Origin of the sequence: Streptomyces sp. NPDC047525, from assembly GCF_040643025.1 — a bacterium.
In the GTDB taxonomy this organism is placed as follows: Bacteria; Actinomycetota; Actinomycetes; order Streptomycetales; family Streptomycetaceae; genus Streptomyces; species Streptomyces durmitorensis.
Genome location: NZ_JBEYTL010000011.1, coordinates 11,823 through 34,703, shown reverse-complemented (window position 1 = coordinate 34,703; position 22,881 = coordinate 11,823). Strand labels below are relative to the sequence as shown.

The following is a 22,881-nucleotide window of genomic DNA, read 5'->3' as shown; positions in this document are numbered from 1 at the left end:
CAAATTTCCGTTAGTCGACTGTGCGCTCGGTGTACTCGTCACCCGGCGCATCGGGTGCGTCCGGGTCGAACGACGGAACGCCTTCCAGCGTCTCGGCCTCGATCGCCTCCGCCTCGGGGAGGAAGGGCGCGAGCTCCGGGAGCTCGTCAAGGCCACGCAGGCCCATCCGCTCCAGAAAGTAGTTCGTCGTCCTGTACAGGATCGCACCTGTTTCGGGTTCCGCGCCCGCCTCCTCCACCAGACCCCTCTGGAGGAGCGTCCGCATCACGCCGTCACAGTTCACCCCGCGCACCGCGGAGACCCGCGAACGGCTGACCGGCTGGCGGTACGCGACGACCGCGAGGGTCTCCAGGGCCGCCTGGGTGAGCCGTGCCTGCTGCCCGTCGAGCACGAAGCGCTCGACGGCCGCGGAGTACTCGGGCCGCGTGTAGAACCGCCAGCCGCCGGCCACGAGCCGCAGCTCGAAGCCCCGGCGCTGCACGGTGTACTCGTCGGCGAGCTCCCGCAGCGCGTCGGCGACCTGCCGCCGGGGCCGGTCGAGGATCTTGGCGAGGTGCTCCTCCGTGGCCGGTTCGTCGACGACCATGAGGACGGCCTCCAGGGCGGGCCGCAGCTCCAGATCGGCGACGGCACCGGCCAGATCTCCCGCGGGACTCTCCACACTCATGTGACCGTCTCCTCACTCGTCTCACCCGGCGGATCGGGTGCGCGGTCGAACTCGTCGGTCACCGTCGGCTCCCCGTCGCCGTCCCCGCCGGTCCACCGCACCATCAGCTCGCCCAGGGCGGTCTCCTGGTCCAGCTCCACGGCCTTCTCGCGGTACAGCTCCAGGAGGGCCAGGAAGCGGGCGACGACCGTGAGGGTGTCCCCCGCGTCCTCGACGAGCACCTGGAAGCTGACCTCGCCCCGCTCGCGCAGCCGGGCCACGACCAGACCGGCCTGCTCCTGCACGGAGACCAGCGGGGCATGGATGTGGTCGACGTACACCTGGGGCTTCGCGCGGGGCTGCATCGCCTTCACGGCCAGCGCGGCGAACCCCGCGGCGCCGATGCTGATGACGACTTCGGGCAGCAGCTCGGCGTGGTGGGCCTCGAGCCCCACGGTCCGCGGATAGCGCCGGGCCTCGTCGTCGAGACGCCCGCTGAAGATGTCGGCGATCTGCTTGTACGCGCGGTACTGCAGAAGCCGGGCGAAGAGCAGGTCCCGCGCTTCGAGCAGCGCGAGATCCGCCTCGTCCTCGACCTCCGCGGAGGGCAGGAGCCTGGCCGCCTTGAGGTCGAGCAGGGTGGCGGCGACCACGAGGAACTCGGTGGTCTGATCCAGGTCCCAGTCGGGCCCCATGGCCCGGATGTGCGCCATGAACTCATCGGTCACCGTGGACAGCGCGACCTCGGTGACGTCCATCTTGTGCTTCGAGATGAGCTGAAGCAGCAGATCGAACGGACCCTCGAAGTTGGCGAGCCGGACCTTGAACCTGCCGTCGTCAGGCTCGGTGGACGGCTCCGGCCCCGACTCCGGGGCCGTCTCCGGTTCCGGTTCCGGTTCGGGGACCGGCTCCGGTTCGGGCTCCGCGGGAGCCGCCCCAGGACCGCGCCCCAGGGCGCGGCGGCGGGCAGGCAGTGCGGAATCGTCGTTCAGGGGCATCGGCGGGAACGCTACCGCTACCGCCCGCGCAACCGTCGTACGAGAATGCTCGCGTCCCCGCGGGACTCGAGATCCGCGAGAACGACGGCCACCGCCTCGCGCACGATCCGCCCGCGGTCGACCGCGAGCCCGTGCTCGCCCCGCAGGACGAGACGCGCGTGCTCGAGGTCCATCAGCTCCTCGGCGGACACATACACGGTGATCTTCTCGTCGTGCCGCTCACGGCCGCTGGGCCGCCGGTTGGCCGCCCGTGCGCGCCGCCGCGCCTGTGCCGTCGAGGGGGAGTTCGCGGACCGTCCGCCGCCGCCCTGTGCGGCGGCGCCTTCCTGGCCCTGACCGGGACGGCGCCCGTCCTTCTCGGCGTCGGCGCCGGCCGAGCGGCTGCGGGATTCGCCCGACTCCGCGTCGGCCGCGCCGTGTTCGGCGGCGTCACCACCGTCACCGGCAGCGGCACCGCCGTGCGCGTCACCGGCAGCGGTCTCGTCGCTCTCGCCCGCGGGTGCGGGCACCCGTGCCTCGCCGTTCGCCTGGCGTCGCGGGGACGACGACTGCAGCGCCATCCCCCCGGTCGTACGGAACAGTTCGTCGGCCCCCGGCAGACTCACTCGGCGTGACACCGGGCGAGCACCTCCCTGGCGAGCTGGCGATAAGCGGCCGCGCCGACCGAGTTCGATGCGTACGTCGTGATCGGCTCACCGGCGACCGTGGTCTCCGGGAAGCGGACCGTGCGTCCGATCACCGTGTGGTACACGTGATCGTCGAAGGCCTCGACCACCCGCGCGAGCACCTCACGGCTGTGCACCGTGCGGGAGTCGTACATGGTGGCCAGGATGCCGTCGAGCTCCAGGTCGGGGTTGAGCCGCTCCTGGACCTTCTCGATGGTCTCCGTCAGCAGGGCCACACCGCGCAGCGCGAAGAACTCGCACTCGAGCGGCACGATCACCTTGTGAGCCGCCGTCAGGGCGTTCACGGTGAGCAGGCCGAGCGAGGGCTGACAGTCGATCACGATGTAGTCGTAGTCCTGCATCAGCGGCTTCAGCGCCCGCTGCAGCGTGGACTCGCGCGCGACCTCGCTCACCAACTGCACTTCGGCTGCCGACAGGTCGATGTTGCTGGGCAGCAGGTCCATGTTCGGGACCGCCGTCTTCAGCAGCACCTCGTCCGCCGACATGCCCCGCTCCATGAGCAGGTTGTAGACCGTGAGGTCCAGCTCCATCGGGTTCACCCCGAGGCCCACCGAGAGCGCGCCCTGCGGGTCGAAGTCGACCAGCAGGACCCGGCGTCCGTACTCCGCGAGCGCGGCACCCAGGTTGATGGTCGACGTCGTCTTGCCCACGCCGCCCTTCTGGTTGCACATCGCGATGATCTTCGCGGGACCGTGATCGGTCAGCGGACCCGGAATCGGGAAGTACGGCAGCGGGCGCCCCGTGGGACCGATGCGCTCACGGCGCTGACGGGCCGCGTCCGGGGCCAGCGTGGCCGCGTACTCGGGATCGGGCTCGTACTCGGCGTCAGGGTCGTAGAAGTGCCCCTGGGGCAGTTCCTCGTAGTCGGCGAGTTGGGTGTGGGTGGTGTTCTCGCCACTCCGGTCGCCGGCCATGGCGTTCACGTGATGGCCATCCATGCTCTGGGGTGCAGACGATGTCGGTTGCGTCGGCTGCGGTTTCTGGCGGGCTTCGAAGGTGCGGACAGCGACGGAGCCGACAGCCTCGAGCCCCACGGGTCCTTGGCCCCGCTCAGAGGTTCCTGGTTGACCACCCCCGGGAGCAAATGTCGACTCATTCACAAGTCGTCTTACCTCCTTGGTGACCAGGAAATTTCTCGATAGGTCAGCGTGGCACCATGCCGACGGTTGGCGACTCTATGGCGTGTCACCGCTCCGCAGCAACACAATCCGCCGGACCCGGCCCGATGTGTCGGCAATCGAACGCCCCCATGTCAAGGGCGCGCGGGGTGCCATTGGCACATTTCCGGGGTGGTCGAATCGGTTAAAGGGTTACGTTCAAGGCGAGTTGACCATGTCCACGGACATACGCATACGGCCGGACCCCTCTCAAGGTCCGGCCGTGGGCGTGAGATTGACGACTTTCGTTGACGAAAGCGGTCAGGTTCAGCCGAGGAGCGTCTCCAGCTCGACGTGCTCGAGGCCGTGCGACTCCGCGACCTCCTTGTAAACCACCTTGCCGTCATGGGTGTTGAGGCCCAGGGCGAGCGCCTTGTCGCGGCGCAGCGCCTCGACCCAGCCGCGGTTCGCCAGCTCGACGATGTACGGCATCGTCGCGTTGGTCAGCGCGTACGTCGACGTGTTGGGCACCGCGCCGGGCATGTTGGCGACGCAGTAGAACACCGAGTTGTGGACCGGGAAGGTCGGCTCGGCGTGCGTGGTCGGGTGCGAGTCCTCGAAGCAGCCGCCCTGGTCGATCGCGATGTCGACAAGGACACTTCCCGGCTTCATCCGCGACACGAGCTCGTTGGTGACGAGCTTCGGGGCCTTGGCTCCGGGGATGAGGACGGCGCCGATGACGAGGTCGGCCTCGATGCAGGCCTTCTCGAGCTCGAAGGCGTTGGAGACGACGGTCTGGATCTTCGTGCCGAAGATCTTGTCCGCCTCCTTGAGCTTGTTGATGTCCTTGTCGAGCAGGGTCACGTGGAAGCCCATGCCGATGGCGATCTGCGCGGCGTTCCAGCCGGAGACGCCGCCGCCGATGACGACGGCCTTGCCGGCCGCGACACCCGGGACACCGCCGGGCAGGACACCGCGGCCGCCGTTGGCCGCCATCAGGTGGTAGGCGCCGACCTGCGGGGCCAGACGGCCCGCGACCTCGGACATCGGGGCGAGCAGCGGGAGCGCGCGGTTCGCGGTCTCGACCGTCTCGTACGCGATGGCGGTGGTGCCGGACTCCAGGAGCGCGTCCGTGCACTCCTTGGAGGCGGCCAGGTGCAGGTAGGTGAAGAGGGTCTGGTCCTTGCGGAGGCGGTGGTACTCCTCGGCGACCGGCTCCTTGACCTTCAGGAGGAGGTCGGCGGTGGCCCAGACCTCGTCGGCGGTGTCCAGGATGACGGCGCCTGCGGAGACGTACTCCGCGTCCGTGATCGAGGAGCCGACACCGGCGTTCCGCTCGATGACGACCTGGTGGCCATGGCGCACCAGCTCGTGCACACCGGCGGGGGTGATGGCCACCCGGAACTCGTTGTTCTTGACCTCGCGGGGGATGCCGACCTTCACGTCGATCACGGTCCTCTTGGCTCAGGGGTTTTTCGGGCAATGCACTACATACCGATACACAAGAGGGCGCATCGGAGACACCACGGAAGTACGCGGCGGAGCCAGTCTAATGAAGGACTTCTCGCTGTCTAGCCTTTCAATGCATCAATCTTCTGCGGAAGCGCTACGGATTTCGTAGGCGGAAGCCCCTGCTCCATCCTTCGAATCCTTCGATGCAGGCCCTGTGACCTCCTCGAGCTCCATTCCCAGCATGCGCTCGGCCGCACCGCGGTGCAGCCGGGCGGCCGCCGGGTCGCCGAGCCGGTCCAGGGTGTCGGCCAGCCTGAGCTGCAGCGCCGCCTGGAGACGTACGTCACCGGCCTGCCGCGCCCACTCGACGGCCTCCTGGCAGGTGCGCAGCGACTCCTCGGGGCGGCCCGCGTACTCCTGCACCCGCGCCAGCTCGCTCAACGCCCGTGCCTGGCCCGCCACATCGCCGGTCTTGCGGTGCCCGGTGACGGCCGAGCTCCAGTTGCGCAGCGCTTCTCCGTAGCGGCCCGCGTAGGTGTGCACCGTTGCGATCCGGCCGTAGAGGCGGGCGGCGTCGGTGCGCTCGTCGCGCGCGAGCCGATGGGCGAGGGCGCGGCCGAACCAGTCCGATGCCCGCGACCAGTCCCCCAGCTCCTGGTAGGCGCCGCCTACGGATTCCATCGCGCGGCCGGTCGCGTACGGATCATTTGCCTGCCGTCCGGCGTCCAGAGCCAGCCGATAGCGCACCAGCGCCTCCTGCGTACGCCCCGTCCTCGCGTCCAGATCCGCGAGGTTCAGGAGGGCCGCCGCCTTCTCGCGGGGCAGGTTCCTTCGCTCGGCGACATCGAGGACGAGGCGGTGGATGCCGTACAGCTCGGGAGCCGCTTCCTCCGTGCCCCGATGGGCGACCAGGGCCCGCGTCAGGGCCGCCATCAGGCGACGGGCGAGGGTGTCGAGCTCTCCGTCGGCGACCGCGAGGCGGGCGGCGGCCAGCAGTGCGGGCTGGCGGATGCGCAGCCACTCGGAGGCGGCGGCGGGGCTGGGGAAACGCAGGGCGCGCGGCATCCCGGCGAGCTTCTTGCGGGCGGCGGAGCCGTCCGGCTCCGTGATCGCCCGGCAGGACTGGAGCAGACGCACGGTCCGCTCCAGCATCCTGGCGCGCGCCAGCTGGACCTCCGCGGGCCGGTCCTGGCTCTCGCTGCACGTGCGCAGCAGCGGTACGAGGCAGCCCGGCAGCTCGTACTGCGGAAGCGGCGAATCCACGGCCCTGACCAGGCCGAGCTTCACGAAGTCGTCCAGGGTCGTGCGGGCCGCGGAGACCGAGCAGCCCGCCAGCGCGGAAGCGGTGTGCGGGTCGACGTGGCCGGCGGGGGCGAGGGAGAGCAGTCGCAGTATCCGCGCGGCCGCCCCCGGCAGCGAGGCGTACGAATGGTGGAAGACGCGCGCGAGCGCGGAGGCCTCCTCGGGGCGGTCGTGCACCTGCTTGGCCAGGTCGGCGACGGCCGCCTTGGGCCGCACGGAGAGCCAGCCGCCGGCCAGGACGAGCGCGGCGGGATGCGCGGCGCACGCCTCGACCAGGCTCTCCGCGGAGCGCGGGTCGACGGTGATGCGCACCGGGCCCGCCGCGCGGGAGAGCAGTTCGACCGCGGCGGCGGAGTCCAGGCCGCCCAGCGTGCACGGACGCACGTCCGGGATCCCGGTGAGCGGGCCCTCCGAGACGGCCACGGCAAGGCATTCGGGCGCGTCCGGGAGCAGCGGGTCGACCTGCTCGGCGTCCGCTGCACCGTCCAGGAGGAGCAGGGCCCTGCGTCCGGAGAGTGCCTCTCGGAGCACTTCGGCGAGCTCGTCCTCGTCGGCTCCCGGGGGCGCCGGGACGTCGAGGGCGTCCAGGAGTTCGCGGGCGGTGCGCTCCGTGGGCACGCGCGTGCCGTCGGGTTCGGTGAGGTGGGCGCGGAGCACCCCGTCGGGATAGTCGTCGGCGAGCTGCCGCGCGAGTTCCTCGGCGAGCGCGGTGCGGCCCGAACCGGGGCGGCCCGCGACGAGGAGCACGCGTGCGCGTGGCGCCTTGCGGCCCGAGATGGTGTCGAGCCCCGCCCGGTCGATGTCGGCGCGGAGCTCTTTCAACTCCCGGCGCCGGCCGACGAATTGACCGCCGCCGGAAGTCCGGTCCGAAGCGGGCCGCGGCACCGCGCCGCCCGCTGCCGATCCGTCCGTGTCGACCGCCTGATCCGTCACGGGCCATGCTCCGTCCGCCTGCGCGCGAACCCGAACGGGACTCCGGCCGGGACGCTTCCAGAGCCTAGTTCAGGCCCTGGTGCCTCCCCCGACGAGCGGCGCGCACAAGTCCCCCGATCGGATCAGTAGATCGTCACACCGGAGGCCTCCGATGGCCCCCTGAGCGCTTCCCCAGGGGGCTCCGCGGGCTTCCTCAGGCCTCGAAGGGGCGCGCGGGCCAGGGCGCGTCGGCCGGGCGCAGCGCGTCGACGCCGTCGCCGCTCAGCACGGCGGTCAGCGAAAGGGCGCCCACGACGAGGCAGTTGTTGTGCAGCTCGCCGGCGAGCACGCCGCGTACGAGCTCTTCGAGCGGTACCCGCGCCAGCTCCATGTCGGCCTCCTCCTCGGAGACTTCGAAGCGCTCGCCGTCGGCCTCGGAGAGATCGCGGGCGAGGAAGATGCGCACGGCCTCGTCGCAGCCGCCGGGCGTGGTGTAGACGTCGGTCAGGACGCGCCAGTCCTCGGCCTTGACGTGCGCCTCTTCGTAGAGCTCGCGCTGGGCGGCGTGCAAGGGGTTCTCGCCCGGGATGTCGAGCAGCCCGGCCGGGATCTCCCAGAGCTTGTGGTGGACGGGGTGGCGGTACTGGCGCAGCACCAGGACGCGGCCGGCGTCGTCCAGGGCCAGCACGGCGACCGAGCCGGGGTGCACCTGGTAGTCACGGCGGACGACGGTCCCGTCGGGCATGACCACATCGTCGGTGCGCACGGAGGTCTTGTTCCCCACGAAGGGTGTCTCCGTGGCCGTGACCTGCCACTCCTCGGCGGTGTCCTTGATCGTCATGTCGCCCTGTCCTCCCACACGTGCAAACAGAAACCGGGGCACGCGCCTCATAAGGCTCGTACCCCGGCAACCGTATCGCTCTTGTGTTACTTACCCGTCTGGCGCTCCACCGCGGCCTTCACCAGACCGGCGAAGAGCGGGTGCGGACGCGTCGGGCGCGAGCGCAGCTCCGGGTGCGCCTGGGTGGCGACCAGGTAGGGGTGGACCTCGCGCGGGTACTCGACGTACTCGACGAGCTTGCCGTCCGGGGACGTGCCGGAGAAGAGGATGCCGGCCTTCTTCTCGAGCTCGGCGCGGTAGGAGTTGTTCACCTCGTAGCGGTGACGGTGACGCTCCTCGACGTACTCCTTGCCGTCGTACACCTCACGGGCGATGGAGCCCTCGGCGAGCTTCGCCGGGTACATGCCCAGGCGCATCGTGCCGCCCATGTCGCCCTCGCCCGCGACGATGTCCAGCTGCTCCGCCATGGTCGAGATGACCGGGTGGGCGGTCGCGGAGTCGAACTCCGTGGAGTTGGCGTCGGGGATGTCCGCGAGGTTGCGGGCGGCCTCGATCACGATGCACTGCAGGCCGAGGCAGAGGCCGAGCAGCGGGATCTTGTTCTCGCGGGCGAAGGTGATCGCGCCGACCTTGCCGGTCACGCCGCGGTCGCCGAAGCCGCCCGGGATGCAGATCGCGTCGACGTCGGCGAGCTGCTTGGCGGAGCCCGCCGGGGTCTTGCAGTCGTCGGAGGTGACCCACTTGACCTTGACGCGGGCGCGGTTGGCGAAGCCGCCGGCGCGCAGCGCCTCGGTCACCGAGAGGTAGGCGTCGGGCAGGTCGATGTACTTGCCGACCAGCGCGATGGTGACCTCGTGGTTCGGGTTGTGCACCCGGTCCAGGAGGTCCTCCCACTGGGTCCAGTTCACGTCGCGGAACGGCAGGTCCAGCTTGCGCACCACGTAGGCGTCGAGGCCCTCGGTGTGCAGGACCTTCGGGATGTCGTAGATCGACTTGGCGTCGACACACGCGACGACCGCGTCCTCGTCGACGTCGCACATCAGCGAGATCTTGCGCTTGATGGCGGTCGGCACGTCGCGGTCGGCGCGCAGCACGATGGCGTCGGGCTGGATACCGATGTTGCGCAGGGCCGCGACCGAGTGCTGGGTCGGCTTGGTCTTCAGCTCACCGGACGGGCCGATGTAGGGCAGGAGCGAGATGTGCACGACGAAGACGTTGTCGCGGCCGACCTCGTGGCGGACCTGGCGGACGGTCTCCAGGAACGGCAGGGACTCGATGTCGCCGACCGTGCCGCCGACCTCCGTGATGACCACGTCGACGTCGTCGGTGGCCATGCGGCGGATGCGGTGCTTGATCTCGTTCGTGATGTGCGGGATGACCTGGACGGTGTCGCCGAGGTACTCGCCGCGCCGCTCCTTGGCGATGACCTGCGAGTAGACCTGGCCGGTGGTGACGTTGGCCGTGCCGTCGAGGTCGACGTCGAGGAAGCGCTCGTAGTGGCCGATGTCCAGGTCGGTCTCGGCGCCGTCGTTCGTGACGAACACCTCGCCGTGCTGGAAGGGGTTCATCGTGCCGGGGTCGACGTTCAGGTACGGGTCGAGCTTCTGCATCGTGACCCTAAGACCCCTGGCCTTGAGCAGCGCGCCGAGGCTGGAGGCCGTCAGCCCCTTCCCGAGGGAGGAGGCGACACCCCCGGTGACGAAGATGTGCTTGGTCGTCGTGGCTGTGCTGTTTCGAAAAGCAGCGGGCTGCATGGCCAAGAGGGGGCTCCCGTGGTCGCGGTCTGGAGGGTGCGTACCGGCGTCGTCCTCAGGGGTTCTTGAGGAGGTGCCGTCGCTGCGGTTCGGGGGTTCAATGACCACCGGCTCACGGGCTACCAGGGTATCAGCGACGGGACGAGGCTGCTTCCGGCCACGCTCGGGCACTCACGTCACACCTTCCTCACCTGGTGCTCACCCGTTCGGCGCAGCCTCCTTGCCGGGAGCGGCGCGCAGATCAGCGAGGTGCGTCGTATCCTGCTCGGACACTCGCTGCCGAGCCGGTCCGACTAACGGCAATCACCCCCGTCCGTTCCCCGGAACAAGAGGCTCGTGCAGTTCGTTTTACAGCGAACCCTTGACCGTAGAGCGAGCGCCCCGAGAGGGCGACGTGGCCGTTTGACTGGAGATGCACGTGGCCGGGCGCATCGAGGATTACGCACTCATCGGAGACATGCAGACCGCTGCCCTGGTCTGCCGGGACGGCACAGTCGACTGGCTGTGCCTGCCCCGCTTCGACTCTCACGCCATCTTCGCCGGATTGCTCGGCACGGAGGAGCACGGATTCTGGCGCCTTGGGCCCGCTCACAGCCCCGACGCGCCGCCGCCGACCGCCGCGCGGCGCACGTACCGCGGCGACTCGCTGATCCTGGAATCCGAGTGGGACACCCCGCGCGGCACGGTCCGCGTGACCGATTTCATGCCGCCGCGCGACACGGACGCCCCGCAGCTGGTGCGGATCGTCGAAGGTGTCAGCGGCCGGGTGCCGATGCGCTCCGCCCTGCGGATGCGTTTCAGCTACGGCCGCGTGGTGCCCTGGGTGCACAAGGTCGACGGGCGCACGGTGGCCGTCGCGGGGCCCGACTCGGTGTGGCTCGACACGTCGGCCGAGACCTTCGGCAAGGACCTCACGACGTACTCGGACTTCACGGTCGCGCCCGGTGACCGGATCGCGTTCACCATCTCGTGGCAGCCCTCGCACAAGGAGCCGCCCGCGCCGGCCGAGCCGGAGAACGCCCTGGTGGCCACGGAGGACTTCTGGCGGGAGTGGGTCGAGCACTGCACGTACCACGGCCCGTACCGCGAGGCCGTGGTCCGCTCCCTGATCACGCTGAAGGCCCTGACGTACGCCCCGACGGGCGGCATCGTCGCGGCGCCCACGACGTCGCTGCCCGAGGACATCGGCGGCTCCCGCAACTGGGACTACCGCTACACCTGGCTGCGCGACGCCGCCATCACGCTCTCCTCGCTCCTGCGCACCGGATACCGCGAGGAGGCCCGCGCCTGGCGCGAGTGGCTCCTGCGGGCGGTGGCGGGCGACCCCGAGAACCTGCAGATCATGTACGGCATCGCGGGCGAGCGCGAGCTCGGCGAGGCCGAGCTGGACTGGCTGCCCGGGTACGAGGGCTCGACCCCGGTCCGGGCGGGCAACGGAGCCGCGCACCAGCTCCAGCTCGACGTGTACGGCGAGGTCACCGAGGCCCTGCACCTGGCGCACATGACGGGCCTGGCCCGCAGTGACTACGCCTCGCTGCTCCAGCTCAAGCTGATCCGGTATCTGGAGACGAACTGGGACCAGCCGGACGAGGGCATCTGGGAGGTGCGCGGCCCGCGCCGCCACTTCGTGCACTCCAAGGTGATGTGCTGGGTCGCCGTCGACCGCACGATCAAGCTCATCGAGTCCGGCGACGCGGACGGTCCCCTGGAGAAGTGGCGCGAGCTGCGCGACGACATCCACCGGGACGTCTGCGAGAAGGGCTACGACAAGGAGCGGAACACGTTCACGCAGTCGTACGGCTCCAAGGAGCTGGACGCCTCGCTGCTGCTCATCCCGCAGATGGGCTTCCTGCCGCCCGACGACAAGCGCGTCATCGGCACGATCGAGGCGATCCAGCGGGAGCTCTCGACGCCGGACGGCTTCATCCTGCGCTACCCCACCACCGGCGACGACGCGGGCGTGGACGGCCTCGAGGGCGACGAAGGCGCCTTCCTGGCCTGTTCGTTCTGGATGGCGGACGACCTGGCGATGATCGGCCGCGTCGACGAGGCCCGCAAGCTCTTCGAGAAGCTGCTCGCGCTCCGCAACGACCTGGGGCTGCTCGCCGAGGAGTGGGATCCGCGGCTGCAGCGCCAGGTCGGCAACTTCCCGCAGGCGTTCAGCCACGTGCCGCTGATCGACACGGCACTGCGGCTGACGGCCAGCGGGGCGTACGGCGGCTAGCGAGGCCAGCGAGGCCCTTCAGGTCCGGACGGCGACGGGTTCCCCGTCGCCGTCCGTGCGTTCGGCCGCGTCCTCCAGGACGATCCGGCCGATGATCTCGTAGCGGGCGGGACGCCTCGCCCTCAGATACAGGCCGAGGCCAAGACCCCCGAAGAAGACGAGGCCGACGATCCACGGGATGGCCTTGAAGAAGAGGGAGTCCGCCGCCGTGCCCGCCGCCGTGTCCATGTTGATCACGAGCAGCACGACGACGGCGATCATGCCGATGCCGCCGAGCAGCGGGGCGACCAGGGTCGTGAACCAGTGCCGGTCCTCGGGATGGTTCTTGCGGAAGTAGCCGATGACGGCGAACGAGCAGAGCGTCTGGACGATGAGGATCGCCATCGTGCCGAGGATCGCGAGCAGCGTGTACAGGTGGATGTACGGGTCCTGGCCGGTGAGCCAGAAGGCGGCGACCAGCGCGACGGCGATCGCGGACTGGACGTAGGAGGCGATGTACGGGGAGCCGTGCGTGGGGTGCGTACGGCCCAGGCCCCGGTGCAGGAATCCCTCGCGGCCTATCGCGTACAGATAGCGCGAGGCGCACTGGTGGAAGGCCATGCCGCAGGCGAACGAGCCGGTGATCAGGAGCCATTGGAAGGTGTCGACCGCCCACGCGCCGATGAAGGTGTGGGCCGGGTCGAAGAACAGGTCGAGCGGGCTCGTGGACTGCGAGACCTTCACCGAACCGGCCAGGCCGTTGCCCGCGATCGTCATCCAGGAGACGTAGATGTAGAACAGGCCGACACCGACGACCGAGACGAGGGTCGCGCGCGGGATGACCTTCTTGGGGTTGCGGGACTCCTCGCCGTACATGGCGGTGGACTCGAAGCCGACCCACGACCAGAAGGCGAAGAAGAGGCCGAGGCCTGCCGAGGTGCCGGTGAAGGCGTTCTTGGGGTTGACCGGTTCGAGGGGGATGCCGTCGGGGCCGCCGCCGTGGATCAGTACGGCGGTGGCGACGGCGAAGAGGACCGCGATCTCGGCGATCAGCATCACGCCGAGCGCCTTCGCGGTGAGGTTGATGTCGAAGTACGACAGGACGACGGTGACGGCGAGCATCGCGCCCGCGTAGAGGATCCACGGCAGGTCGGCGCCGAGCTGATCGTGGACGGTGGTCTTCGCGAAGTAGGCGAAGACACCGACGATGGACGCCTCGAAGACGACGTAGGCGAGGACGGCGAGCATCCCGGACGCCATGCCCGCGATGCGGCCGAGGCCGTGCGAGATGTAGCCGTAGAAGGCGCCCGCGGCGGTGATCCGCTTGGCCATGGCGACGTATCCGACCGAGAAGACGGTCAGGACGAGTGTGGCGAAGAGATAGCCGGCGGGCGCTCCGGTGCCGTTGCCCGCGCCGACGGCGATGGGGAGATTGCCGGTCATGGCTGTGATGGGCGCCGCGGTGGCGACCGCCATGAAGACGACGCCGACGAGGCCGACGGAGTTCGCCTTGAGGCGGTGGACCTCGGGCGGAGTGGATTGCTCGGACGTGTGCTCTGGCATGGCCGGCACCCTGCCGTGGAGTGACGTACGCCACAACCGACAGGAGGTCGCGCAATTGACGTCCCGGGGCGACGAGTTGTCGGGGTTTGAGCGGACCAGATCATTCCCGTGACCGGTCGGAGATGTTCCCGGAACGAATGCGCAGGTAGCGTCCGCCACATGGACAGTCAGGGCACGCAGGGCACTCAGGGCGGCATCACCGTGCAGCGGGCCCTGGAACTTCCGGGTCTTCGCGGCGGGCTCCCCGAGGTGGTCGCGGGGGCGGACCGGCTGCAGCGCACGGTGCGGTGGGTGCACGCGGGCGAGGTGCCGAACATCGCCTCGCTCCTCAAGGGCGGCGAGCTGCTCCTGACCACGGGCCTCGGCCTTGGCGCACGCCCCGCCGAGCAGCGCGTCTTCGTGCGCAAGCTGGCCGAGCGCGGTATCGCGGCGCTCGTCGTGGAGCTCGGCCCGCGCTTCACGCGGCTCCCCGCGGCGATCGTGGAGACGGCGCGCGCGGCGGGCCTTCCGCTGGTGCAGCTGCACCGCGAGGTGCCCTTCGTGACGGTCACGGAGGAGGTCCACACCGAGATCGTCAACGGCCACTACGCACTGCTCCAGCGGGCCGAGGAGGTCCACCGGCGCTGCACGGAGGCGCTGCTCGGCGGGGGCGGCGTGCCCCAAGTCCTCAATGTCCTCGCGGACTTCAGCGGCAACCCGGTGTTTCTGGAGACGCCGGACGGACAGCTTCTGTACGCCGCCGGGGCGGGCACCGAGTGTGCCGATCCCCTCCAGGTGTGGGAGGGGCTGCGGGGCCACCACAAGGACGGGCCGCCCGCGGGCGCGCTGCTCGTGGACGTGCCGGGCGGAGGGCCGGGGTCGAGCTTCGTGCGTGCCCGGCTCGTGCTGCTCGCCGTGGAGTCCACGCTGCTTCCGGTGCACCGGATCGCGGCGGAGCGGGCCGCGGGCTCGCTCGCGGTGGTCCTGATGCAGGCCCGGCAGGAGGAGGAGCTCGCCGCGCGCGGCCGGGGTGACTTCCTGACCGACCTGGCCGAGGGGCGGATCCAGGCCGACGACGCGCCCGCCCAGGCGCGGGTCCTCGGCTTCAAGCCCGGCGAGAGCCCGCTGCTCCCGGTCGTGATGCGCCTCGCGGACGGGCTGCCGCCCGGCGGCGGCTGGGCCGTGCTCGCGCGGGCGGTGGCGGAGGAGCTCGCGGCGGTGGGGGTGCCGGTGCTGCTCGGCGTCCGTCCTGTCGAAGGGCGTGTCCCGCTGCTCCTGGGCCTGCGTACGGAATCCGAACGCACCGCGGTGGCCGACCGGGTCGCCGCCGCGCTGCGGGCGGGCGTGGAGCGGGCGGGCATGCAGCGGGCCGGGGCGCTGCCGCCGGTCGTGGTGGTCGGTGTCGCGGGCGGCTGGGCCGCCGCTTCGGCGGGCCTGAGGCACGCGGCGGAGACGGCGACGGCCGCACAGGGCCTCATCGACCGCCCCTGGTACGACGCGCGGCGCCTGGACATCGATCTGCTCCTGTGGCGCCTGCACAACTACGACGACTCGGCGCTCGCGGCGTTCGTGGACCGCGCGATCGGCCCCCTGCGCACCCACGACCAGCGCTCGAAGCCGCCGCTGCTTCCGACCCTCCAGACGTACCTGGCCCATGCGGGGCGCAAGGCGGAGACGGCGCGCGAACTGCACCTGAACCGCCAGACCCTCTACAACCGCCTCGCCAGGATCAGCGAACTCCTCGGCACGGACCTGGACGACCCGCAGACGGTGCTCGCGCTGAGTCTGGCGCTGCGGGCACGCAGGCATGTGGCGTAGGCAGGGCCGCGGGCCTCAGGAATACATGGCGAGGGGCTGCGTCAACTCGTCGTAGACGCTGAGGACTTGGGTGACCGTCTCGTCCTCGGTCGGCCATGTCGCCGCCTGGGCCGTTCCCTTGTCCTTGAGGCGCTCCCTGAGCACGGGGTCGGCGAGGAGGCGTGCGACGGCGGTGGCCAGGGCCTCGGCGTCGCCGTACGGGACGAGCGCGGCCGCGTCGCCGACCAGTTCGGGGATGCCGCCGACGGCGGTCGCGACGAGCGGCACGCGCGCGTGCAGGGCCTCCTGGGCGAGCACGGAACGGGACTCCCAGCTGGTGGGCAGCACCACGAGGTCGGCCGCAGCGAGCATGTCGGGCACGTCGTCGCGCCGCCCGACGAGCCGGACCGGAAGGCCTTCGCCCTCGATACGGCGCTGCAGGGCGCCGCGCTCGGGCCCTTCACCGGCGATGACGAGGAGCGGCAGGGGGTCGAGGTGCCGCCACGCGCGCGCTGCGTCCAGGAGGACGTCGTGGCCCCGCTGCCGTTCGAGCGTGCCCACCGTGACGATCAGCGGCCGCCCGACGGCGCCGAGTTCGGCGAGGGCCTTGTGCCGCAGCCCTTCGGCCTCCTCGGCCCCGCCGGCCGCCACGCGCGGCGCGGGGAGCGTGACGGGGGCGAGGCGTGCGTCCCGCGCGCCCCTGCTGCGGGCGCGGTCGACGAGGTCGGACGAGGTGCCGAGGACCACGGCGGCGGCCTTGGCGACGCGCCGCTCCAGGAGGTGCAGGACGCGGGCGCGCGCCCCTTCCGCGTGCGCGCGGGTGTGCCAGGTGACGACGAGGGGGATGCGGCGGCCGGTGAGCGCGAGGGCCGCGCGGAGCGCGGCATGCAGTCCGTGCGCGTGCACGAGGTCGGCGTCGGCGCAGGCCGTGCGGAGGGAGGCGACGGATGCGGGGTCGCTGCTGCGGGGTACGTGGACGTGCCGGGCGCCGGTGCCCGTCAGGTCGTAGGCGGTGGCCGCCTCGGAGGGGGCGCACACCGTGACCCGCACGCCCCGCGCCGCGAGGCCCGCGGCGAGCGACCTGACGTGGGCGCTGCTGCCCGCGCTGCCACCGCCCAGGACTTGCACGGTGTGCAGAGAGGTCTGACCGTGCGGTGAGTGGCTGCTCACGTGGCTCACGTAGCCGGGGCTCCTGGGTCGGCGTCGGGGGGCTGCGCCAAGGATGCCAGTCCGTACGGACGTTCCGGCACCGCCGAAAGGTCTCTTCCGTGTCGGGGCGGGCAACTCCCTGACCCGGATCACCCACACGGGTGAGGACAACGGGGTTTCAGCACCGCGGACGACCTGCGGCCCCCGCATCTTCGCAGCGGGGGCGTGCCGGGCGGAAGGCTTTCAGGAGGCTCGGCGTGGCCTGGCCGTGGTCTCCTCCGCGGGGCGGCGCTTCCGGACAGCGCTTCCGGACGACATTCCCGGGCGGATTTTCCCGGCGACCGAGACGCTAGCCCCGGGCCCCGGCGACGGCGCTTACCCTCTCGCCGTACGCGGCGGCTGCCACCAGACCCGCCGCGTGGACGGCGAGCCCCGCGCGGCCGTTGCCCGCGGCGATGGCCGCGCCGAGCGCCGCGCCCAGGGCGTGCGCTCCCGCGTCGCCGATCATGGCGCGCTCCCCGAGGTCCTCCGGGAGCACGGCCGCCGCGGCTCCCACGGAGGCGGCGGAGAGGACTCCGGCGGTGCCTGTGCGCAGCAGCCCCGGTGCTCCCAGCGCCACCACCGCTCCGGCGGCCCTCCCCGGGCGTACGTCCACGAGGTTGACGAAGTGCGCGGTGCCCGCGATCACGACGCCCGCGAGGAGCTTGTCCACGGGCCGCTCCTTGAGCAGCGCACCGGCGGCGAGACCGGCCGCCGAGATCCCGAACAACTTCACGGCTCCACTGGTCACTTCACCGCCCCGCAGAGCGCCCAGGTGCGCGCGAAAGCCCCGGCGCGGGTCGCCTTCGCCCGCCACGTCGTCGTACGCCCCGCACGCCCCGGCGGCGAGGACGGCGAGCGCGGCGGCGGCGCGGGACCGGGCAGGCAGCGCCACCGCTCCGGCCACCGCGCCGAGGGCGGCAGCGGGCCCGGCGTGCAACTCCACTGTCCGCCCGGCGTAGTTCTTCCGCTGCCAGCGGTCGGGTCCGCCGGGGGCACGTGAACGCAACGCGGCGGTGGCCGCACGGGTGCCGGCGGCTGCGGCGAGGAGGGCGGTGAGGCGCCGGGCGGGCTTGCGGTCGACCATGCGGACCAGCCTACTTTCGGCCCGCAAGGGCTCACTCACGACCCGCACGGTCCCCCTCTCAGCCCGTCCGGCGTTTGAGGACGAACTCTCGGCGAAGCCGGTGATCGACGGCGAGCACCGGCCCGCCTGAGGCCCGGCCGGCTACCGCTACCCGTCCCCCCGCGCCGTGGCCAGCAACTCCTCCGCATGGGCCCGGGCGGTCTCCGAGTCCTCCTGCCCGGCCAGCATCCGGGACAACTCCCGCACCCGGTCCTCGCCTTCGAGCACGAGAACCCCGGACCGCGTCACGGACCCGTCATTCGTCTTCTCCACCAGCAGCTGCCGGTCGGCGAACGCCGCCACCTGGGGCAGGTGCGTCACGACCACGACCTGCGCGGACTTCGCGAGCCTGGCGAGCCTGCGGCCGATCTCGACCGCGGCCTTGCCGCCGACGCCCGCGTCGACCTCGTCGAAGAGGTACGTCGGAACGGGATCCGTGCCCGCGAAGACGACCTCGACGGCGAGCATCACGCGCGACAGCTCACCGCCGGACGCGCCCTTGGCGATCGGCCTCGGCGGGGCGCCCGGATGCGGGGCCAGGAGGAGTTCCACCTCGTCGACACCCGCCGGACCGTACGCGACGAGGCGTCCGTCGACCGGCACGCCGTCCCCGCCCTCCGGCACCTCCGTGGCGGTGATGTCGATCGTCACGCGCGCGTGCGGCATCGCGAGCGAAGCAAGCTCTTCGGTGACGGCCGCCGCGAACCGCGACGCCGCCTCCTGACGCGCGTCGGTCAACGCCTGCGCGAGTCCGGCCAGTTCGGCCCGGAGCGCGTCCCGCTCGGCGGTCAGCTCCTCAAGACGGTCGTCGTCACCCTCGAGTTCGGTGAGCCGCGCGGCCCCCTCCTCGGCCCAGGCGAGCACGGTGTCGATGTCGGAGCCGTACTTCCGGGTCAGCTGGGTGAGCGCGGCCCGCCGCTCCTCCACCGCCGCGAGGCGCAGGGGATCGGCGTCGAGGTCGTCCGCGTACCCCGCGAGCTCACCCGCCACATCGCCGAGCAGGATCCCGATCTCGCCGATCCGCTCGGCGAGGGCGGCCAGGGCGGGGTCGTGCGAACGCACCGCTTCAAGGGCCCTGTGGGCGCCCGCGACCAGCGTCGTGGCGTCGACGCCCTCCGGGTCCTCGGGGTTGGCCGCGAGCGCGGCGTGCGCGGACGTGGCGGCGGAGGCGAGGGCCTCCGCGTGGCCGAGCCGCTCGGCCTCTGCGGCCAGTTCGGTGTCTTCGCCCGCGCGCGGCTCGACGCCCGCGACCTCGTCGAGGCCGAAGCGCAGGAGATCGGCCTCCTGGGCCCGTTCACGCGCACGCGTGGTGATCTCGTCGACCTCGGTCGTCACGGCCCGCAGCCTGCGGTACGCCGCCGTGTACTTGGTCAGCGGCACGGTGACCGCGTCGCCCGCGTACCGGTCGAGCGCCCCGCGCTGCCTGGCCGGCTTGAGCAGCCCCTGCTGGTCCGTCTGGCCGTGCACCGCGACGAGGTCGTCGGCGAGCTCGGACAGCAGACCCACCGGGACCGACCGCCCGCCCAGATGCGCGCGGGATCTCCCCTCCGCCGAGACGGTACGGCTGATCAGCAGCGCCCCGTCGTCGAGTTCGGCCCCGGCCTCCTCCGCACGCACGGCGGCCGAGGCGCCCGCGGGCACAGTGATCCGCCCTTCCACCACCGCCGCCTTGGCGCCGATCCGCACCAAAGCGGGATCCGCGCGTCCGCCGAGCAGCAGGCCAAGGCTGGTGACCACCATCGTCTTGCCCGCACCGGTCTCGCCGGTCACGGCGGTGAACCCCGGCGACAGCTCGACCACTGCGTCGTCGATGACTCCGAGCGACCGTATCCGCATCTCCTCCAACACGGACACGACCTTACGAGGTCATGGGCCAGGTGTGCGACGGCCCCTGGTCTCCTTCCACCTTCCTTCCACGAAGACGCAGGTGGCAAAGGCGGACCGAACGGACGCTGTCACCCGCAGGGGGTGAAGGTCCCGGTGAAGATCCCGGTGAAGATCCTGGGGGGGGATTACCCCACCACGATCTTCCTGACAGCCTCCTGGTGCATGGGGGCCCCAGCGTCCCACCATGATCGGTATGGGAACGGGACTGGCACAGGCGGCGCTGCGGGCGCATCGCCCGGCATTCGTGGGCACGGCGGTGGCCGCGCTCTTCGCGGCGACCGTCGTGAGCGCATCGACGATGATGCTCGGCACGACGGGCACCGACGGGCTCTCCGCGCGGGCCCGCAGACAGATCACCGAGAACGGCGTCGGCGACATGGCCGTCGTCCTTCTGATCGGTTCGGTCTACATGTCGATATTCGTGGTCGCGTCGACCATGGGCACGGCCGTCACGCAGCAGCACCGCGAGCTGGCCATGGTGCGCTCCATCGGTGCCAAGCCCCGCCAGGTCCGCCGCGCGGTGGCCGCCCAGGCCCTCGCCGCGTCGATCCCGGCGGCGCTCGCGGGCTTCGTCATCGGTGGCTTCGCCGCGCGCTGGTGGCACGCGGGCATGGTCTCGCACGGACTGCTCCCCGCCGAGGCGGAGTTCCGGTTCGGCTGGGTCGCCCTGCCGGTGTGCCTGGGCGTGGCCGTGGTGACGACGACGCTCGCCGCGGTCCTCTCGGCGCTGCGGTTCTCGCTCCTTCGCCCGGCCCGCGCCCTGAGCGAGGCCGCGACCGGACGGCGGGGGCTCGGCATGCTCCGGGCGCCGCTCGGCCTCATCGCGGTCGCGGGAGCCTGCGTGGTCTCGGTGCTCCTCTCGAAGCAGCCCGCGGACGAGGCGAGCGAGGGGGCGTTCCTCGTCCTGATCCTCTTCTGCGTCGGCGCGGGGCTGCTCGGCCCGCGGATCATCGGGCCCGCGGCCTGGGTGGTCTCCGCGCTGGTGGGCCGGTTCGGCGCCGGCGCGCGCCTGGCGATGCTCAACGTCCGCTCGCAGCCCCGCCGTTTCTCCGCCGCGGTCGTGCCGCTCGTCCTGGTCGTGGGCTTCGGCCTGACCAAGATCGGCATGCACACCACGGCGCAGCACCACACGGGCTCGGCGGGCAGCACGGGCGAGGTCTGGCTCGACTACGTGGGCACGGGGCTGTACGCGGGCTTCGCCGCGATCGCCGCGGCGAACACCCTCGCCATGATCTCCTTCGAGCGCCGCCGCGACGTCGCCCTGCTGCGCGTGGTCGGCAGCCAGCGCGCGCAGGTGCGAGCGATGGCCGCCTGGGAGGCGGTGGTCGTCGCGGGCACCGCGCTGCTGCTCGGCACCGCGATCGCGCTCGGCACACTGGCGCCCATCCTGAGCACGGCCTTCGGCTCGTCACTCCCCCACCTGCCGTGGGGCGTGCCGACGGGGATAGCGGCGGGCACGCTGCTGCTCACCCTGCTGGCGACGGGCCTTCCGGTACGCGCGGTCATGCGGAAGCGGGCCATCTCAGTGGTCTGCTCCACGTGACGGCGGCGAGGCGGTCCACGTAAGGGGCGCGGGGAGGCGGGCCCCGTAAGGGGCGCGGGGCTGTCACATGTGCGGCTCCGCCACGCGGGCGCGCCCAGCCCCCACCGGGCCCGCAGGTGACGACCGCACCCCCACCGGCCCGCAGGCCAGCACCGCACCCCCAGCGGAGCGCTAGTGCGGAGCCCCGCGCCACCCCGACACCGGCAGGGCGAACTTCGCCACGAGCCGGTCGGTGAACGACGCGTGGTGCAGCCGTGCGAGCCGCACCGGCACCCCGCCCCTGCGCACCTCGACCCGGGCCCCCGGCGGCAGTTCCACGGTCCGCCGTCCGTCGCACCAAAGGACCCCGTGCGGCGTGTGCTGCTGGACCTCGACGGCGAGCACCGAGTCCGGCGAGGTCACCAGGGGCTTGGCGAACAGGGCATGGGCGCTGATCGGCACCATCAGGAGCGCCTCCACCTCCGGCCACACCACGGGCCCGCCCGCGGAGAAGGCGTACGCGGTGGAGCCGGTCGGCGTCGCGCACACGATGCCGTCGCAGCCGAAGCCGGTGACCGGACGTCCGTCGATCTCCAGGACGACTTCCAGCATCCGCTCGGCCGACATCTTCTGCACGGCGGCTTCGTTCAGCGCCCAGTCGCGGTGCACGACATCGCCGTTGCTGTGCACGACGACGTCGATGGTCATCCGCTCCTCGACCTCGTACGCCTTCGTCACCACCCGGTCGACGACCTTGTCGAGGTCGTCGCGCTCGGCCTCGGCGAGGAAACCGACGCGCCCCAGGTTCACGCCGAGCATCGGCACCCCGGAGGCGCGGGCGAACTCGGCGCCGCGCAGCAGGGTGCCGTCGCCGCCGAGCACGACGAGCAGTTCACAGCCGTCGAGGCACTGCGGGGTGGCCTCCTTCACGGTGCCGACCTCGGGCGGCAGCGGCAGATCGGCCGCCTCCGCCTCCAGGACCCGTACGCCGATGCCGCTGCGCAGCAGCCCCTGGACGACGAGTTCGGCACTGCGGATGGCGGCAGGCCGTCCGGTGTGCGCGAGCAGGAAAACGGTACGAGCTCGGGTCTGGGTCTCTCGGGTGTCAGTCAACGGGGCCCCTCCGCCACGGCACGGTCTACGTCCGCCGGGTCGAGTTCGGGCGCCCCGGCACGCAGCCACAGAAAGTACTCGACATTTCCGGAAGGTCCGGGCAGCGGGCTCGCGGTCACGCCACGCACACCGAGCCCGAGCCCCCACGCCTGCCTCGCCACACCGCGTACGGCGTCGGCCCGCAGCTCCGCGCTGCGCACCACACCGCCGCTGCCCAGGCGCTCCTTGCCGACCTCGAACTGCGGCTTGACCATCAGGACCAGGTCGGCGTCCGGGGCGGCGCACCGCACGAGGGCGGGAAGCACCAGGCCGAGCGGGATGAACGAGAGGTCGCCGACGACCAGATCGACGGGGGTCCCGTCGATGGCCTCAAGCGTCAACTCCCGTACGTTCGTGCGGTCCTTGACGGTGACCCGGTCGTCGCTCTGGAGCGACCAGGCGAGCTGGCCGTACCCGACGTCCACGGCGACGACGCCCGAGGCACCGGCGCGCAGCAGCACGTCGGTGAAGCCGCCGGTGGACGCGCCCGCGTCGAGCGCGCGCCGCCCCTCGACGACCAGGCCCTGCGGCACGAACGCGGCGAACGCGCCCGCCAGCTTGTGGCCGCCGCGCGAGACGTAGTCGGGATCGCTGTCGTCGGTCGCGACCACGATGGCTGCGGCGGTCTCCACCTGCGTCGCGGGCTTCGTCGCGGTGTTCTTGTCGACGGTCACCCGCCCTGCGGCGATCAGCTGGCTGGCGTGCTCGCGCGAGCGCGCCAGCTTGCGCCGGACCAGCTCGGCGTCGAGGCGGCGGCGTGCCACTCCTGCCACGTT

General features: G+C 71.7%; 17 protein-coding genes. 3 read left to right on the top strand and 14 right to left on the bottom strand.

The features are described 5' to 3' along the window. Positions 1 to 10 precede the first annotated feature (10 nt). From scpB to ABZ833_RS29335, 8 genes are all read right to left on the bottom strand, one after another. A complete protein-coding gene (gene scpB / locus ABZ833_RS29370; protein WP_361052479.1) occupies positions 11 to 667 on the bottom strand; it encodes an SMC-Scp complex subunit ScpB in 657 nt (218 codons plus the stop codon). Continuing rightward, a complete protein-coding gene (locus ABZ833_RS29365; RefSeq protein WP_361052476.1) occupies positions 664 to 1,644 on the bottom strand; it encodes a ScpA family protein in 981 nt (326 codons plus the stop codon). Before ABZ833_RS29365 ends, scpB begins: the two co-directional genes overlap by 4 nt. A 17-nt stretch (positions 1,645 to 1,661) precedes the next feature. After that, positions 1,662 to 2,261 carry a hypothetical protein gene (locus ABZ833_RS29360; protein WP_361052473.1) on the bottom strand — a complete coding sequence of 200 codons (600 nt, stop codon included), beginning with the start codon at positions 2,259 to 2,261 and terminating at the stop codon, positions 1,662 to 1,664. Continuing rightward, positions 2,246 to 3,430, bottom strand: coding sequence for a ParA family protein (locus ABZ833_RS29355; protein ID WP_249590793.1), 1,185 nt, complete (start codon positions 3,428 to 3,430; stop codon positions 2,246 to 2,248). Before ABZ833_RS29355 ends, ABZ833_RS29360 begins: the two co-directional genes overlap by 16 nt. A gap of 324 nt (positions 3,431 to 3,754) precedes the next feature. Beyond that, on the bottom strand, positions 3,755 to 4,870 hold the full coding sequence (gene ald, locus ABZ833_RS29350) for an alanine dehydrogenase (protein ID WP_361052999.1): 1,116 nt from the start codon (positions 4,868 to 4,870) through the stop codon (positions 3,755 to 3,757). A 144-nt stretch (positions 4,871 to 5,014) separates the two neighbouring features. Next, entirely contained in the window at positions 5,015 to 7,066 is a 2,052-nt protein-coding gene (locus tag ABZ833_RS29345) for a tetratricopeptide repeat protein (protein ID WP_361052997.1), read from the bottom strand. A 241-nt stretch (positions 7,067 to 7,307) separates the two neighbouring features. Beyond that, a complete protein-coding gene (locus tag ABZ833_RS29340) occupies positions 7,308 to 7,934 on the bottom strand; it encodes an NUDIX hydrolase (protein ID WP_249590792.1) in 627 nt (208 codons plus the stop codon). An 86-nt stretch (positions 7,935 to 8,020) separates the two neighbouring features. After that, the gene (locus tag ABZ833_RS29335; RefSeq protein WP_361052994.1) at positions 8,021 to 9,688 is read right to left on the bottom strand and encodes a CTP synthase; all 1,668 of its coding nucleotides are present in this window, start codon (positions 9,686 to 9,688) and stop codon (positions 8,021 to 8,023) included. A 412-nt stretch (positions 9,689 to 10,100) separates the two neighbouring features. On the opposite strand from ABZ833_RS29335, the gene ABZ833_RS29330 reads away from it, so the two are divergent. Beyond that, a complete protein-coding gene (locus ABZ833_RS29330; RefSeq protein ID WP_361052469.1) occupies positions 10,101 to 11,912 on the top strand; it encodes a glycoside hydrolase family 15 protein in 1,812 nt (603 codons plus the stop codon). Between the two features lie 18 nt (positions 11,913 to 11,930). On the opposite strand, the gene ABZ833_RS29325 is transcribed toward ABZ833_RS29330, so the two are convergent. Then, entirely contained in the window at positions 11,931 to 13,454 is a 1,524-nt protein-coding gene (locus tag ABZ833_RS29325; protein ID WP_361052466.1) for an APC family permease, read from the bottom strand. A gap of 159 nt (positions 13,455 to 13,613) precedes the next feature. Here ABZ833_RS29325 and ABZ833_RS29320 point away from each other — a divergent pair, with 159 nt between their 5' ends. Then, a complete protein-coding gene (locus tag ABZ833_RS29320) occupies positions 13,614 to 15,251 on the top strand; it encodes a PucR family transcriptional regulator (RefSeq protein ID WP_361052464.1) in 1,638 nt (545 codons plus the stop codon). A 15-nt stretch (positions 15,252 to 15,266) separates the two neighbouring features. Here ABZ833_RS29320 and ABZ833_RS29315 read toward each other — a convergent pair whose 3' ends face one another. The 3 genes from ABZ833_RS29315 to recN all read right to left on the bottom strand — a co-directional run bounded on the left by ABZ833_RS29315 (position 15,267) and on the right by recN (position 19,380). Then, positions 15,267 to 16,409, bottom strand: coding sequence for a glycosyltransferase family 4 protein (locus ABZ833_RS29315; RefSeq protein ID WP_361052461.1), 1,143 nt, complete (start codon positions 16,407 to 16,409; stop codon positions 15,267 to 15,269). Between the two features lie 319 nt (positions 16,410 to 16,728). Beyond that, positions 16,729 to 17,505, bottom strand: a complete 777-nt coding sequence (locus ABZ833_RS29310) for a hypothetical protein (protein ID WP_361052458.1) — start codon at positions 17,503 to 17,505, stop codon at positions 16,729 to 16,731. A gap of 147 nt (positions 17,506 to 17,652) precedes the next feature. Continuing rightward, positions 17,653 to 19,380, bottom strand: a complete 1,728-nt coding sequence (gene recN, locus ABZ833_RS29305; protein ID WP_361052991.1) for a DNA repair protein RecN — start codon at positions 19,378 to 19,380, stop codon at positions 17,653 to 17,655. 244 nt (positions 19,381 to 19,624) lie between these two features. Here recN and ABZ833_RS29300 point away from each other — a divergent pair, with 244 nt between their 5' ends. Beyond that, positions 19,625 to 20,974, top strand: coding sequence for an FtsX-like permease family protein (locus tag ABZ833_RS29300; protein ID WP_361052455.1), 1,350 nt, complete (start codon positions 19,625 to 19,627; stop codon positions 20,972 to 20,974). Between the two features lie 171 nt (positions 20,975 to 21,145). Here the strand turns inward: ABZ833_RS29300 and ABZ833_RS29295 are convergent, their stop codons facing one another. Further along, positions 21,146 to 22,066, bottom strand: coding sequence for an NAD kinase (locus ABZ833_RS29295; RefSeq protein ID WP_249590784.1), 921 nt, complete (start codon positions 22,064 to 22,066; stop codon positions 21,146 to 21,148). Then, the gene (locus tag ABZ833_RS29290) at positions 22,063 to 22,878 is read right to left on the bottom strand and encodes a TlyA family RNA methyltransferase (protein ID WP_344528876.1); all 816 of its coding nucleotides are present in this window, start codon (positions 22,876 to 22,878) and stop codon (positions 22,063 to 22,065) included. Before ABZ833_RS29290 ends, ABZ833_RS29295 begins: the two co-directional genes overlap by 4 nt. Positions 22,879 to 22,881: the final 3 nt, after the last annotated feature.

Bases quoted from the DNA above. Each gene is read 5' to 3' on its own strand.
- scpB (WP_361052479.1), bottom strand. From the start codon at position 667: ATGAGTGTGGAGAGTCCCGCGGGAGATCTGGCCGGTGCCGTCGCCGAT.
- ABZ833_RS29365 (WP_361052476.1), bottom strand. From the start codon at position 1,644: ATGCCCCTGAACGACGATTCCGCACTGCCTGCCCGCCGCCGCGCCCTG.
- ABZ833_RS29340 (WP_249590792.1), bottom strand. From the start codon at position 7,934: ATGACGATCAAGGACACCGCCGAGGAGTGGCAGGTCACGGCCACGGAG.
- ABZ833_RS29335 (WP_361052994.1), bottom strand. From the start codon at position 9,688: ATGCAGCCCGCTGCTTTTCGAAACAGCACAGCCACGACGACCAAGCAC.
- ABZ833_RS29330 (WP_361052469.1), top strand. From the start codon at position 10,101: ATGCACGTGGCCGGGCGCATCGAGGATTACGCACTCATCGGAGACATG.
- ABZ833_RS29325 (WP_361052466.1), bottom strand. From the start codon at position 13,454: ATGCCAGAGCACACGTCCGAGCAATCCACTCCGCCCGAGGTCCACCGC.
- ABZ833_RS29320 (WP_361052464.1), top strand. From the start codon at position 13,614: ATGGACAGTCAGGGCACGCAGGGCACTCAGGGCGGCATCACCGTGCAG.
- ABZ833_RS29310 (WP_361052458.1), bottom strand. From the start codon at position 17,505: ATGGTCGACCGCAAGCCCGCCCGGCGCCTCACCGCCCTCCTCGCCGCA.
- recN (WP_361052991.1), bottom strand. From the start codon at position 19,380: ATGCGGATACGGTCGCTCGGAGTCATCGACGACGCAGTGGTCGAGCTG.
- ABZ833_RS29300 (WP_361052455.1), top strand. From the start codon at position 19,625: ATGGGAACGGGACTGGCACAGGCGGCGCTGCGGGCGCATCGCCCGGCA.